The 14,653-nt window shown below is 64.6% G+C and carries 12 protein-coding genes; 1 reads left to right on the top strand and 11 read right to left on the bottom strand.

Annotation, left to right across the window (positions count from 1 at the left end):
• Nucleotides 1-39: 39 nt before the first annotated feature.
• The 5 genes from A5788_RS16520 to A5788_RS16500 form a co-directional block, all read right to left on the bottom strand.
• Complete coding sequence (locus A5788_RS16520; protein ID WP_064868670.1) at nt 40-771, bottom strand: DUF1206 domain-containing protein; 732 nt, start codon at nt 769-771, stop codon at nt 40-42.
• A 215-nt stretch (nt 772-986) separates the two neighbouring features.
• Nucleotides 987-2,609: a bifunctional 3-(3-hydroxy-phenyl)propionate/3-hydroxycinnamic acid hydroxylase MhpA gene (gene mhpA, locus A5788_RS16515; RefSeq protein WP_064868673.1), complete on the bottom strand. Its 1,623-nt coding sequence runs from the start codon at nt 2,607-2,609 to the stop codon at nt 987-989.
• Between the two features lie 60 nt (nt 2,610-2,669).
• A complete protein-coding gene (locus A5788_RS16510; RefSeq protein WP_064868676.1) occupies nt 2,670-4,532 on the bottom strand; it encodes an acetoacetate--CoA ligase in 1,863 nt (620 codons plus the stop codon).
• Between the two features lie 82 nt (nt 4,533-4,614).
• Nucleotides 4,615-5,538 (bottom strand): VOC family protein, encoded by a 924-nt coding sequence (locus A5788_RS16505; RefSeq protein WP_064868680.1) that lies wholly within the window; start codon nt 5,536-5,538, stop codon nt 4,615-4,617.
• A gap of 21 nt (nt 5,539-5,559) precedes the next feature.
• Complete coding sequence (locus tag A5788_RS16500; protein ID WP_049699474.1) at nt 5,560-6,423, bottom strand: fumarylacetoacetate hydrolase family protein; 864 nt, start codon at nt 6,421-6,423, stop codon at nt 5,560-5,562.
• A 177-nt stretch (nt 6,424-6,600) separates the two neighbouring features.
• Between A5788_RS16500 and A5788_RS16495 the strand changes: the two genes are divergently transcribed.
• Nucleotides 6,601-7,302, top strand: a complete 702-nt coding sequence (locus A5788_RS16495) for a GntR family transcriptional regulator (RefSeq protein WP_064868683.1) — start codon at nt 6,601-6,603, stop codon at nt 7,300-7,302.
• A gap of 39 nt (nt 7,303-7,341) precedes the next feature.
• Here A5788_RS16495 and A5788_RS16490 read toward each other — a convergent pair whose 3' ends face one another.
• Genes A5788_RS16490 through A5788_RS16465 form a run of 6 tightly spaced genes read right to left on the bottom strand, consistent with a single transcriptional unit; the run spans nt 7,342 to nt 14,648 of the window.
• On the bottom strand, nt 7,342-8,448 hold the full coding sequence (locus tag A5788_RS16490) for an MSMEG_0565 family glycosyltransferase (RefSeq protein ID WP_064868686.1): 1,107 nt from the start codon (nt 8,446-8,448) through the stop codon (nt 7,342-7,344).
• Nucleotides 8,449-9,294, bottom strand: coding sequence for a carbon-nitrogen hydrolase family protein (locus A5788_RS16485; protein ID WP_005203415.1), 846 nt, complete (start codon nt 9,292-9,294; stop codon nt 8,449-8,451). It lies immediately after the preceding gene.
• 57 nt (nt 9,295-9,351) lie between these two features.
• The gene (locus A5788_RS16480) at nt 9,352-10,791 is read right to left on the bottom strand and encodes an MSMEG_0567/sll0787 family protein (protein ID WP_064868690.1); all 1,440 of its coding nucleotides are present in this window, start codon (nt 10,789-10,791) and stop codon (nt 9,352-9,354) included.
• 1 nt (nt 10,792) lies between these two features.
• Nucleotides 10,793-11,860, bottom strand: a complete 1,068-nt coding sequence (locus A5788_RS16475; RefSeq protein WP_064868692.1) for an MSMEG_0568 family radical SAM protein — start codon at nt 11,858-11,860, stop codon at nt 10,793-10,795.
• A 25-nt stretch (nt 11,861-11,885) separates the two neighbouring features.
• Nucleotides 11,886-13,331 (bottom strand): AMP-binding protein, encoded by a 1,446-nt coding sequence (locus A5788_RS16470; RefSeq protein WP_064868695.1) that lies wholly within the window; start codon nt 13,329-13,331, stop codon nt 11,886-11,888.
• Between the two features lie 21 nt (nt 13,332-13,352).
• The gene (locus A5788_RS16465; RefSeq protein WP_064868698.1) at nt 13,353-14,648 is read right to left on the bottom strand and encodes an MSMEG_0569 family flavin-dependent oxidoreductase; all 1,296 of its coding nucleotides are present in this window, start codon (nt 14,646-14,648) and stop codon (nt 13,353-13,355) included.
• Nucleotides 14,649-14,653: the final 5 nt, after the last annotated feature.

The raw sequence follows: 14,653 nt of genomic DNA, 5'->3' as shown, positions 1-14,653 counted from the left end.
ACGCGCGTACCGCAAGTCACATGCGCGCGTACCGCCCAGCTACATGCGCGCGTACCGCGCCATGACGAAGCAGTAGATGCCATACGCCGCAAGGCCTATCGCCGCCAGCACGAGGAAGAACTGCCCGGCAGGCCATCCCGCAACGGTTTTCACCGCACCATCGACGCCAGTGGCTTTCGACGGGTCGGCCGTGATCGCCGCGACGATCACCAGAACTCCCGCTCCGACAAGGACAAGGCCTTTCGCCGTATAACCCACGATGCCAGTGGCATTCACGACAGGATTGCTGTCGATGGTCAGATCGTCGAAGAACGACCTCGTGACGCCCTTGTAGATGTGGTAGGCGCCAACAGCAATGATGACGATGCCTGCTACGACGAGCACGAACTTCCCGAAGCCCGAGCCCATCAATTTCGCGCTCATGCCGGCGTTCTGCTGGCCACTCGACTGCCCGTGCCCCATCGCGAATTGTGCTGCCGTCCAGGCGAATGCGAAATAGACGACAGCGAGCGCACCCGCCTTGGCGCGATCGAGCCAGCCGTCATCGTCGTCGGCCTTCGGATTGGCCGGGTGCGGACCGATGATGACTTCGGCGATACGCCACAGAGCCATCGCCACGAAGGCGATCACCGCGAGCCACAAGGCAATTCGACCGCCGGTTGACGACGCAAAGATTCCGAGCGCCCCCGACTGGTCTGCATTGCCCGCATCGCCGAACGCCAGCCTCAGCACGATGTACGCGATCAGCAGGTGCAGCAGACCGCTCACCACATGCCCGCCGCGCGCAAGCGCCTCAAACCAACCTGAATCCGTCGCTTCTTGGACGGCCTGCTTACCCGTATGTGTAGGGATGGTGATCGCCGCCCGTCAGTAGTTCAGTCGATTCGCGAGTCAGCCGACCCGCATCCACGAGGAATCCTAACGTGTCGACCGAGGCGGTTTGCACCGCACGGCAAAACCGGCAAAGTACGCGGCAGACGAAGGGCTCATAGCTCCGACAGCAAACCGACCGTCGAACCCAACTGATCACGAAGAGCGTCGACGACGAGTCCGATCTCGTCTCCGCTGCGCGCGACTCCGAAGAGGTAGTGGTCGGGTCGGACGAGCGCTGCGACGTGACCGGTCTCCGTCATGTGCGGTAGGTATGTTCCGTCGAGATCGACTGCGTCGTCATCGGATTCGACGTCGGCTTCTGTCGCGACGAACCGCACGAACTTCGCGCCGAGCCTGTCGAGAAGCGCGCGCTGGTCGTCGGTGAGGAGTTCGCGCGCATTGATCGTCGAGGCGAGGACGAAACCGATTCCGACGACGTCGTCGAGCAGTCCGGTGGCACCGCGGTAGGTCAGGCGGCCCTGCGGTGAGAGGTTGCCTGCTCCAGGTCCGGGCGTTCCGTCCGGCAGCCGGTACAGCAGGCCGTCGGTCAGCGTCGCCGGTGGTAGCGGCGGCAGGATCTTGTCGGGGTCGCCGCCCTGGCTGAGCATGAAGGTGTCGCGTTCGGCAACCGCGGCCGGGTCGGTGACGCAGATGACCTTGCCCAACTCGATGGAGAGGTCGATCGCGTGACGGACGTGTCGCGAGCGTTCGACGCCGTAGGTGTCGAGAAGCGCGTCGTCGGCGAGTCCGCGCAGGACGAGGTCGAGCTTGAAGCTGAGGTTCGCGGCGTCGCGGATGCCGGAGCACATGCCCTGCCCTGCGAAGGGAGGCATCTGATGGGCCGCATCGCCGGCGAGAAGCATTCGCCCGGAGCGCCATTCGTCTGCCCAGCGCGCCTGGAAGGTGTAGACGGCGTGTCGCTCGAGGGTGGAGTTGCCGCGGTTCAGACCCCACGGCGTGAGCAACTCCCACGCCGTTTCCTCGGTGTTGAGGTCCTCAATGGTCTCGCCGGGCATGCGCATGAACTCCCAACGACGACGACCGGGACCGCCCGATACCGCGGTTGTCGGTCGCGCTGGATCGCAGATCTGGAGATTGATCGGATTCCACTCGCGCTCGTCGTGGGGTAGGACGTCGACGATCAGCCAGTCGAAGAAGAAGCCGAGATCGGTCATCTGCGTCGGCATGTGTGCGCGCACAAAGCTATTGGCACCATCGCAGCCGATCACGTAGGAGGCGGTGAATTTGGCCAGTTTGAGGGTCGGTCCGTGGGCGGTGACAACCACCGAGTCGTCGGATTGCGTCAGCTCGACGGCCTCGTGCCCGCGTCGAATGGTGATGTTCTCCGACGCCTCTGCCGCTGCGACGAGTTCAGCCTCGAGCGACGGCTGGTTGAACATCGAGGCGCGTGGCCATCCCGACTCACCCGTGCCGCTCCAGTCGAAGCACAGCAGGGTGTTGCGGTCGGCGTTCTGCCACTCGTAGGTATCGGCCGCCTCGGAGAACTCGCCGAGGCGGTCCCGGAGTCCTGCGCGTGCAAGTAGGCGCGCGATCTCGTCGTCGTAGTGGACAGCACGAGGCTGTGCGTACGGTGCTGGCCAACGTTCCAGAACGGTTACCTGCCAACCATATTGGGCCAGGTACAGCGCCGTGGTGAGTCCCACCGGACCTGCTCCGACGATGAGGACGTCGCTTGTTCGTCCGACGTGGTTCCGCTCTGAACTGTTGTCTGACATTTCATTTCCTTGCTACTGAAACTGTCGTGGTTTATGTGGGCTTGCTGAGGTGGGCTTGGATCACCAGGTGTGCTGATCGCCGACTCGCTGGTACCAGGCCAGAAGGTCGGGGTTGTCGACGGACTTGGCGTCGATGCTGACCTGCCGTCCGGCGAGCATCGCGGTCACCGGAACCTCGAGCTTCTTTCCGGTGCGGGTGTGTGGGATGCCGGGAGCTTCGATCACCTCGTCGGGAACATGCCGTGGCGACAACCGAACTCGCACCGAGTCGCGGATGGTTGTCACCAACTCGTCGGTCAGGCTTACACCCGGCATCAGTGTGAGGAACATGGGCATCCAGTACGTCGCGTTCGGTCCGTCGACGCCGACGACCATCGCCTCGGCGACGTCGGGGATGGCTTCGACCACCTCGTAGATGTCGGCCGACCCCATACGAATACCGTTGCGGTTCAACGTCGCGTCGCTGCGTCCGTGGATGATGACCGAGCCGCGGTCGGTGACCTCGAGCCAGTCTCCGTGCCGCCACGCGTTTGGGGCGACGCCATCTGCCCACTCGTGGTCAAAGTAGGCGGCTCGATACTTTGCGTCGTCGGGGTCGTTCCAGAAGGAGATCGGCATCGACGGCATGGGCTCGGTGATGACCATCTCGCCGACCTCGCCGATCAGGGGCGTGCGGTCGGGAGCCCACGATTCGAGAGCGCATCCGAGGTAGCGCACCGTCAACTCGCCGGGTACGTACGGCACCGATGGCGTGCCACCGCAGAACGCGCTGCACACGTCGGTACCGCCGGAGGTCGAGCTCACGGGCAGGCCGGCGGCCACGTGCTCGTCGACCCAGGTGAACAGGTCGGGGGCCAGTGGTGATCCCGTGCTGCCGATCGCGCGGAGCGATAAGTCGTGATCACGCCCCGGCTCGAGTCCGGCCTTGCGCGACGCCTGAAGTTGCCCGGGACTGGTACCGAAGAACGTGACCTGGTTGTCGTCGCAGATCTGCCAGAGCCTATCGGCGTTGGGCGCCAACGGATGTCCGGAGAACGTGACGATCGTAGCTCCCATAAGAAGGCCAGCGCCCTGGAAGTTCCACATCATCCACGAGAGTGCGGTGTGCCAGAAGAACACGTCACTCGGACCGATCTCGTTGTGCAGTCCCAGTACTTTGACGTGCTCGACGACGATGCCCCCGTGTCCGTGCACGATCCCCTTGGGCTTTCCCGTTGTGCCCGAACTGAACAGCACCCACAGCGGGTGATCGAACGGCACTTGCACCGGTGCCAGCGCGGGAGTGTCATTGGTGGGTTCGGGTAGCTCCGTGATCACGTGGCTAAACGGAATATCAAGCAACCCAGCCAGTTCGGCAGTGTCGGCGCGCTTATCCACCTGCTTGTCACCGAAGTGGTATCCGTCGCTCGCAAACAGAACCTTGGGCTTCAACTGTGCCAGGCGACTTGCCGCGCCCTCGGGTGCGTAGTCCTGACCGCAGCCCGACCAGATCGCGCCGAGCGATGCGGTGGCCAGAAACGCGATCACCGCGACCGGTTCGTCGGGAAGGTAGGCGGCAACGGTATCGCCGACGCCAACGCCGTTCTCCCGCAGTAGTTCTGCCGTTGCAGAGACCCGCGCCGGAAGCTCCGACCAGGGGATGGCCACCCGATTGCCGTCGTCGGACACTCCGACGATGGCGTCTCCTGGCAACGACGACCACCGCATCACCCGGTCGACATAGTTCAGGTGCACTTCCGGAAACCATTGCGCACCAGGCATCGTGCGGGAAGCCAACACGGGTCCCGTGCGCTCGCCGAGGTCGAAGAAGTCCCACACCGCACCCCAGAACCGGTCTGGCTCGTCGACGGAGAATCGGTGCAGGGCGTCGTAGTCGCCGGGGGCGACACCAACGGTCTTGGCGAACCGGTCGATGGTGAACATGTGCGGATTTCCTTCTCGGATCAGTCTTCTCGGCCGGCGCTTCTTCTTTCGGCTCAGCGCCGTGAACGCAGTGGTAGAGCGCCTACTCGGAGCTGTGGGAGCCGGTCATCAGGGCGGCGAGGTCTTCTGGCATGAGGAACGACGGCGGTGGCGGCGGACCCCAGTTGAACAGGCTTCTGGCGCCCTCCCACACGCCTGGCTTCCAGAGCGCGTCGTCGACGATGCAGTCGATGTCGGAGTAGTACTCGGAGAAGTTCCCTGCCGGGTCTTTCAAATACCAGAAGAAGTTCGACCCGATGTGGTGGCGGCCGAGTCCCCAGACGTGGCGTTCCGGATTGCCTTCGAGCATTGCCATTGCGCCACGGCCGATTTCGTCGATGTCGTCGACCTGCCACGAGGTATGATGCAAGAAGTTCAGCGGCGCCTGCTGGACGAGCACGTTGTGGTGGTCTGTCGAGCATCGCATGAATGCGGCCATCGAGGGCACGGTGTCGCTGATCTTGAAGCCGAGGCCGTCGGTGAAGAACTTCTGGGTGGCTGCCTGATCGGTGGACCCGATGACGACGTGTCCGAGCTTGTGCGGGACCACCTGGCCCTGCCGCTCGATTCCGGGTGCGCGACTGTCGGGTCGGTCGACACGGCCGGGACCGTTGTAGGGCGTCGGGTCGACGATCTTCTGCTCGATGCGCGGCGCGATGGACACGACGGCCCTGAACCCGGCGATGGGCTCGGTTGCGGTGAGTGAGCCGTCGGACCGCTCGGTGTCCAGACTCAGCGCGTCGAGTTGCCGTTGAACGCGGTCGAGGTCGTCGGGATCGTCGACGCCAACACCGATTTCGACGAGTCGACGCTGCGTCGAATGTGTGAGACGGAACTGTTCGCCGCCGTCCGAGGTGGCAAAGGCGTTGTCGCCCAGCGGGGTGAGGCCGAACTCGGTGTAGTACGCCGCGGCGGCGTCGACGTCCGGGACGCCGATCGTAATGGTGGTCAGTCTGTGCAGAGGCATGTGCTTTCCTTTCTCCGCTGGCTACGCGAACGCCGTCGTGTGTCGCTTGCCGGGGACGCATTTCTGGCGCAGCTCCCCGATTCCCTCTATGCGCGTGACGATTTCCTCGCCTACGCGAAGGAACCGTTTCGGGCTGCGTCCACCGCCGACGCCGCTGGGCGTTCCGGTGAAGATCAGGTCGCCGGGCAGGAGCGGCAGAACCGCCGAGAGTCGTTCGATCAGAACGGGAATCGAGAAGATCAGTTCACTCGTTCGACCGTGCTGCATCGTCTCTCCGTCGACGGTGCAACTGATCTCGAGGTCGGCGGGATCGGCGAACTCGTCGAGTGTGACCACGGCCGGGCCGATCGGCGAGAAGCCGGGGAATGACTTGCCGAGGCTGAACTGCGGTGCCGGAGGGACCAATTGGCGGGTCCGTTCGGAAAAGTCTTGTCCGACGGTGAGTCCGGCGACGTGGTCCCACGCGTTCTCCGCAGACACATCGCGTGCGGCGCGACCGATGACGACGACCAGTTCGGCTTCCCAGTCGACGGTGTCGGTGGGCAACTCCAGGTCGCCGACCGGGCCGGCCAGCGAGGTGCGGAACTTGGTGAAGACGGGTGGTTCGGCGGGGAAGTCCAGCCCGGATTCGACGGCGTGGTCTCGATAGTTGAGGCCGATCGCGAAGATCTGCGCGGGCTCGGGCACCGGCGCCCCCAGATCGGCGTCGTCATATGACGTGCCTGCCGGCAGGTCGGCACTTCGAGCCCACGCCACGAACTCGTCCCACTTCGCGTAGACGGCCGTCGGGTCGGCGCCGAACTGTCCTGCGCTGGCCTTCTCGACGTCGACCGCACCCGTATCGGTGAGCAGCGCCAACCGCCCGCCGAGATTGCTGATTCTCATTCGCTTCGTCCTTAGTCAGGTCTCGTGTACTGCAGCCCACGCCATTCTTGGTTTCAAACGTGAGCTGGCTCACTAGCTCGATGCCAGTATGCAGGCATCTCCGTCGGCAAAGCAAGTAAAAAAAGATATTCATGCCGAACATCGGCTGAGTGTCGGTTTGTCGGATACCCTCGGTTCATGACCCTGAGTCCCGAGAAGGCGACGCTCGCCGCGACAGTCCACGACAGACTTCGCGACGAGTTGCTGCGCGGCGACCTGCCGCCGGGATCGAAGGTGCACATCAGTGAGACCGCCACGCGCTATGGCGTGAGTCCGAGCGTGCTGCGCGAGGCGTTGACTCGACTTGCCGAGCGGGGGCTCGTCGTCGCGATGCCGCAGCGCGGGTTCACCGTCGCCGACCTTTCTGTCGATGCACTGCTCGATCTGACTCGTGCGCGCACCCTCATCGAGGCGATGGCGTTGCGGGAATCTATCGCCGACGGCGACCTGAACTGGGAAACCGACGTGCTGGGCGGACATCACCGACTTCAGCGCACGCCGTTGACCGATGCGGACGGAATCATCAACCCGCAGTGGTCAGTTGCCCATCGGCAATTCCATCACGCGTTGCTCGCCGGAGGAACCAGTACACGTCTCACCGCAATAGCCGACGGATTGCGGGACTGCTCGGATCTTTACATCCACTGGTCGAGGGCGCTCGCCCACGACGATCATCGCGACGCCGCCGCCGAGCACCAGCAGATCGCCGATCTGACCCTCGCCCGCGACGCCGACGGCGCCGCCGCCGCGCTCGTCGCACATATCGAGCGCACCACCGAAGCGCTTGTCGGGTACGCGAACTCGGCGTCGAAGCTTGGCGAGGGGTCGGATCGGGAGTGAATAGCTCCAGCCATCAGGGGTGGGCTCCGCACGTATCGGTCAGGCAGCGGCCCGGGGGTAGGGGTGTTTCTCGTAGAACCGAAGGTGGGCGCGCGCCGCGGCGTCCCACGTCAATCCGCGCGCGAGGCGCCGACCCGCGTCGACGTCGGGATGATGTCCGTTGAGCGCGGCGCCAAGGTGCATGGCCAATGACCTCGGATCGGTCGCATAGGTGACGACGTCACCGAAAACCTCACGCAGGATGGGTAGTTCACGCACGGTCACCGGTCGGCCGGCTGCCAAGGCCTCCATCGCTGCGAGACCAAAGCCCTCCTTCACGGACGGAAACGCGAAAGCGTCACATGCCGCGACGAGTGAGGGGAGCACGTGCTCGTCGACGGCCCCGAGGACTATCGGTGTCACGCCGAGCTCGGCTTGGCGGCGGTCGAACTCGGCACGATAGCCGCGATAGTCGAAAAGCGTTTCGCCACCGGCGAATACCAGCGATAGGTCGGGGTGGTCGTGACGGAGCAGCGCGTACGCCTCGAGAAGATCGATACTCCCCTTGCGCGGTTCGATGCCCCCGACCGCCAGGATGTAGCTACCCAATTTCGTTTGCCACTGCTCTCGTGCGACAACGGCCGAGCGGCTGTGCTCGGCGGCCGCTGCGAAGCGTTCATAGTCGACGCCGTTGGGAATGACGGTTGGAGTGAAACCCCATCCGTCGTTGACCTCCTTGGCGACGGCCTGCGACACGCAGATGCGGGCGTAGGGGTTCACCACAGCCTTCTCGTGGCATTCGACGAGCACCGGCGTGGTGAATTGGTCGAGGTGGTGAATCGTGCGGATGCATGTTCCGACCGCGTTCGCGCTGATGCAGTCCTGAGCATGCACAATGTCATAGTCGCTGGGGTCGAACGCATTTCGGATCGCATCGATCGATCGCAGGATGCGATCGGTGACCGTCTCGTCGGGAATGTCGTCGAACGGGACCAGGTGTTGGGTGACTGCGGCGTCGACGCTGCGGAAGAACCCCGAGTCGCCCCCTCGCGCAAGACTCCACACATCGACTTCGACACCTTGCTCGACCAGAGATTCCGCGAGGTTGAGGGTATGCACGACTCCACCGCGCGGTTTGGTCGAGTAGGTCAACAGTGCGATGCGCATTCAGCGAGACTCCGCACTCGACGCGGAATAGATGTCCGGCCGGAGTTCGGACAGATGGTTGAGGACTCTGCGGGCACGAGCGATGTCGGCCTCCACGTCGACCTCGACCTTGGCCAGTCCACCCTTGGATCGCGTGGTCGCCAGGATGTCGCCACCGGGACCGACGACCTTGGCCTGTCCGAGGAATTGCAGCGACCCGGTCACCCCGGTGAGGTTGGAGGACACCATGAATACCTGGTTCTCCGCGGCGCGAGCGCAGTCGTAGAGATCGAACAGCCGAGACTGCCGGTCAGCGGGCAGCCGAGCTGCGCGGTCGGTGACGCTGGCCGGCCACGCCGAGAGAGACGCGATGATCCCGGCGCCGTCGAGCGCGAGCTTTCGGGCCGACTCGGGGAATGTCTTGTCGTAGTCGATCAACATGCCGATGCGTCCGACCGGTGTGGAGAAAGTGGAGAACCTGTCACCAGCCGCATACGCCTTCGATTCACCGGCGGGCTGATGCACTTTGCGATGCCAGCCCAGCACGCCGTCACCGGTCAAGCACGCCGCCGCGTTGTAGTGGACGTCGCCATCGCGCTCGGTGTACCCGATACACACGGTCATGTCGCGGGCGGCCTCGGCGATGGCAGCCAGCTCCGGTCCGTCAGGGTCCAGTGCCGGCGGTAGGTCGTCGAGATCCGGGGATCGCAGATCGCCGATATAGCCGCCGAGTGCAGCGTCGGGAAAGACGAGCAGATCGACTCCGTCACGCGCGGCCGCCTCGATAATGCCGACTGCCTTGGACACACCTCGATCAACGTCGCGGCCGAAGTGGCCCGCGAGCGCGCCGATCGTGACGGTTCCCATGTCAGCGCACTTTACTCACGTCACACGAGGTGCGCCGGTGCACATTCGACGGCTTTCTCATGCTCGACCCAGTCCCGTCACAGCAGAGGCGATCGCTTCGGTGCGACGACCGTCGGGCCATTTCAGCCGGATTCCTGTCGTTTCGGTGAGGCGACCGCAGCCGGCCGCGACGGCAGGCCCGTGCGCCCGAGTGATCGGACTGCGGTCGGCCATCAGCATCGCGTAACCCGGGAAGCAGGTGAGCCAGGCACCCATTGCGGCGTCGGCCGGTCGCGGGATCGCGGCCACGTCGAGTTCGGCCCCGGTGCCCGACGCCTCGGCCAGCATTCCCAACGTTCCGACCAGTCCGGCCATGCTGACGTCCTTGGCGGCGGCGGGTCGCAGCTGAGCCACGGCGGATGCCATCTCACCGAGCTCATGTGCTGTTCGCGAGCTCGTCGAATCCCACTGTTGCCCGAAATAGCTTGGGCGCCAAGAGCCTCCGAGATCGGCGAGCAGCGACACGTGGTCGCCGACCCGTCCACCGCCAGCGGCGACCGGGGATTCTGTGCGACCCATCGCAGTCAGCGAGAGCGCCGCGGGTACACCGACCTGAGTGTGGCCGCCCAGAATCGGGGTTCGCCAGGCGTGTGCCGCTGCCGAGATGCCTCGCACGATCCGATTCAGATGCGCAACGGTTGGCGCGCCGACCGCGTCGAGCATGCCGACAGCATGAGCACCCATGGCCGAAAGGTCGTTGATGTTGACCAGGACCGAGCACCACCCCGCCCATTCGGGGTCACGCTCGACCATCGACGGGACGATCGCGTCGCAGGCGGCAAGTATGTCGCTGTCCGGTACGGGGACTGCGTCGTCGCCACGGAATCCCGCGGGGCCGAGACCGCCTTCCTGCTCAACGAAGGGACGAAGTGATTGGGCGAGAACCGCTTTGGTGGAATCGACCTGGCCTTGGATTCGGCCGATCGGCCACGACTTGTGGCGGTGTGCCCGGCCGTTGATGGTGGGACCGGCACCGTGGTCCTCCCAACCCAGCGAGGCAAACAGCCGGCTGTAGCGGTCCTGGACGGTGGCATCGAAACGCAGAACGTCGCGGCTCTCGACCAAGGCACAGGCGGCCGTGATCAGTGCGGCACCGATGCCGGCCGCGTGTGCGCTGTCCGCGACAACCAGCCGACTCCCCGACCACCAGCCGATGTCGATCGAGGTACACGGCGACACCCGGACACCGCCCAGGACAGCGTTGTCTGCGGAGACTGCGATCAGGATCGTGGTGCGTGGATCGTCGTCGCAGTCATCGTGATCGGAGTGCGTGAACAGCCCCTGCTGCTCGACGAACTCGGAGTGGCGCAATCGTCGATAGTCGCCGATCTCGGAGTTCGTCTCGGCGACCCGGATGAGAAACGGTGGTGCTGAGACTCGGGGAGAGCCGGCAAGAATCGACAATTCTGTTGCGGCTGGGCGTACGGACTGGGTGGGCGTGGTGCGGCCGTCGAGCATCTCATGCCCCTACGCTCTGCAGAATGCTGCAGGCACCGCATGCCGCGCAGCCCGCTCGTTGGTCAGCCCCGGCCATCCCGATCAGTTGCAGGTGCGCAGCGACTTCTCGGCTGACCTGCTCGACGATACGCGGCTCGGGGGCGGTCGCTCCGTCGATGTCGACGGCAAGTGTCCCCTGATGGGGGCGGAACGGGACGATGAAGGGATAGATTCCGGCGTCGGCGAGTTCCTTTGCCCCCGAGATCATCTCGTCCACATCTTCGCCGAGCCCGACGAGCAGGTACGTCGAGACCTGGTTGCGTCCAAAGACGCGTACGGCCTCACGCCAGGCATCCCAGTACTCGCTGAGCGGCACGGTTGACTTGCCCGGCATCCAGCGCCGTCGGACGTCGTCGTCGAGTGACTCTACGTGGATGCCGATGGCGTCGGCCCCGGCCGCACGCAGGTCACTAATGGTCGACAGATCGGCCGGCGGCTCGCATTGCACTTGAATTGGTAGCTCGGGGACCGCTGCTTTGACCGCTCGGACACATCGCGCCAGGTGCCGTGCGCCGCGATCCCGGCCAGCCGATGTTCCGGTGGTCATCACCATGTTCGTCACACCATCGAGGTCGACTGCTGCTCGCGCCACTCGGGCGAGGTCCTCTGGCTTCTTGACGGCGACGGTGTCGCCGGATCGCAGCGACTCCTCGATCGAGCAGAAGCGGCACCGCTGGTCTTCGCCGTAACGAATGCAGGTCTGCAGCACGGTGGTCGCCAAGACGTTACGTCCGTGCAGTTTGGCGATCTTGTCGTAGGCGACGCCGTCCTCGGTCTGCAGGTCATAGAAGCGTGGTCGGACGATGACTGCGACGTCTAGCCCGGAATCGACTCCGTCGTAGAGGATTTGATCGCCGTCGAAGACGAACGGGCTGTTGGGATTTCGGGGTATTGCCGCATGCAGTCCGTCGATGACGAGGTGACCATCGTCAGTCGGTCCGGCTCCGCCTGAGCGGTTCACCGGTGGGGTGCCCCGGATGCCGAGGAGCGCCAGGTCGACGCGGGTGGATGTTGTGGTGGATGCGGTCATCGTGGGTTCCGTTCGTGTCGAGGGGTCAGGCCGACGCGCGCTGGCCGCAGCCGGTCAGCGCGCGTCGTCGAATCTTGCCCGCGTCGTTGCGGAGTGGCGATGTGGTGAGGATGACGCGCACAGGACGCCAGTCGGAGCCAAAGTGGTGTTGGACATGATCTGCGATGAGTGCTGGGAACGCATCGTTGTCGGCGATGTCGACGCTGACCGAGAGATGTTGCCTGCCAGCCGAATCCACATCGGCGAACGCAACCGCGCCGCGCACGAAAGGCAATTGTTCGACGACTTGCTCGATATCGGCCAGGTACACCGCGGCGTCTCCACTACGAATGACGTCGGCTGCTCGGTCCAGCACGTAGAGATAGTCGTCGGCGTCGAGAAAGCCGATGTCGCCGAGGGTATCCCAACCATCTGTGCCGCGGCGCGACTGCGCACCCAGGTAGCTGTAGGACGGTCTGTCTCCGCGGCGCATCCAGATCAATCCCGTTTCGCCGGTGTTCGCACGGGTGCCGTCGTCGCGTCGGATAGCGATCTCGGTGCCCCCGATCGGCCGACCGACAGTGCCGGGGTGCGCAAGCCACTCGCGACCTGTCGCCATTGTGACGCCGTTGGATTCGCTCCCCGCGTACACCTCGATCACGCGGTGCGCGCCCAGCCACTTGATCAGTGCGCGCTTGTCGGGCACAGGACACCGTCCGCCGATGTGCAGAATCGATGCCAACGAAGTGATGTCGTGTTCCGCACGTATCTCCTCCGGTAGGCGGACCAGCCGCCGGATCGACGGAGGCGAGAGGACTGTCCAGGTCACCGAATGTCTGTCGACCAGTTCGAGGAATCGGCGCTCGTCGAAGTCCGGTTCGATGATCAGGCGATGGCCGGCGGTCAAGCCCCGGAACGCGTAGGTGAAGGCGGTCGAATGCCACAGCGGAGAGGTGACCAACTGTGTTGCCGCGCAGGGGAAGAACGGCGCCACTCGAGCACCAGGGTCAACCAGTGCGGGAGTCATAGAACGAACGATCTTCGGGAGTCCTGTGCTCCCGGAGGATGCGGGCGCCTTCCACGAACTTGCCCAGACATCGGGAATCGCGTCTGCAGGCAGCTCGCGGGCATCGTTCTCGTCGACCGTGACTGTATGCGGAGATACGTTGTCGCCGATGACAACTCGAGGCTGGGCGATCTGTTCGAGTATCTCCCGCTCTTCTGCGGGCATCGCCGGGTCGAGCGGCATCGGCGTGGCGCCCGCACGCCACACCGCGACGCACGCAACCACGAAGGCGGCACCGTTGGGTAAGGCCACTTCAACGAGATCGTCGTGGGCGACGTGATGGCGCTGCAAGAGGTGGGCCAGCCGGTTGGCCCGCACGTCAATCTCACCGGCGGTCACAGGCCCGTGGGCGTCGATGACCATGACTTCGCCCGGCGAGGTACGGGCGCGATCAGCGAATACCGAGGAGATCGACTGCACAGTCATGTCGGTTACCTGTGGTCCCGGTTAGCCGACGGCGAGTCTGAGCCCGGGCAAACCGAGTGTGCCGGTGACGGATTCAGCGATGTGGCGTGCGTCGCGGTCGATCCCGAGGAACCGTCCCGAGCCCCAGGTATGCATCCACGGGAGGCCGATGAAGCTCAGTCCCGGTACCTGGGTGATGCCGCGGGTCTGCATCGGCCGGCCCGCACCGTCGAATGCGCTTGCCTCGATCCAGCGGTAGTCCGGTCGGTACCCGATCGCCCACACGATGCTGGTGATGCCCTCGGCAGCCAGGTCGACCGCGGAGGGTTCGGTTTCGGGTTCCCAGACGGGCTCGTAGCGCGAGGCGGGAGGCGCGTCGATTCCGGCTTTCTCGATGTAGCGGTCGATGTCGGCGCAGATCGAGTTGTACACCGAGTCGGCCTGATCGAGTGATTCGGTCAGCGTCGGCGCGAACCGCAAGACAGTGTCCTTGCCGTCGGTCAGATGCCCGTAGAGCTTCATCCCTTCGACGGCGAACTGCCGCAGATCGACGTCTCGTCCGCCGTCGCGGCCGGTGACGTAGTGATTTGTCTTCTCCTGTGCCGCTTTGCCTCCGGGGAACTGTTCGGTCGGTGTGTCATAGATGCCCATGTCCGCCAACCAGGTCATGCAGTCACGGCCGCGGTACGTGCGCGCAACCCTCGGCGCGTTGCCGATGGCTAGATGCACCTGCCGGCCTGCGAGGTGGAGGTCTTCGGCGATTTGTGCGCCGGATTGTCCGGAACCGACGACGAGAACGGCGCCGGGTGGCAGCTGATCAGGTGTGCAGTACTGCTCTGAGTGGATCTGCTTTACAGAAGCGTCCAACGACGGCGCGAACGACGGCACCACCGGCAGCGGGTAGCCGCCAGTCGCGACGACGACCTGGTCACAGGTCAGCAATTCGACAGATTCCTCGGTGGTGAGGGTGAGCTCGAAGCCTGTATCCCCGATAGTTCGCAGGCGAGTTACCGTGGTGTGTTCTCGCAGTGGGGCAGTGAAGGTTTCACGCCATCCGGCCAGCCATTCGACAACTTCGTCGCGGGTCATGAAGCCGTCGGGGTCCGGGCCGTCGTAGGCGTAGCCGGGAAGCCGGCAATGCCAGTTCGGAGTGACGAGGGTGAAGTTGTCCCACCGCTTGGACTGCCATGCATGGACGGCGGTCCGAGATTCGATCACGGTGTGCTCGATACCCGCGCGGCCGAGATACCAGCTGACCGACAGGCCTGCTTGTCCGCCGCCGATGATCGCCACCGGGATGTGGGTGGTGTGGGGTGTGGAATGAGCTGGTGCGCTCATGATGT

Source organism: Gordonia sp. 852002-50816_SCH5313054-c, from assembly GCF_001665925.1.
GTDB lineage: Bacteria > Actinomycetota > Actinomycetes > Mycobacteriales > Mycobacteriaceae > Gordonia > Gordonia jacobaea.
This window is presented reverse-complemented; position numbering and strand designations above follow the sequence as displayed.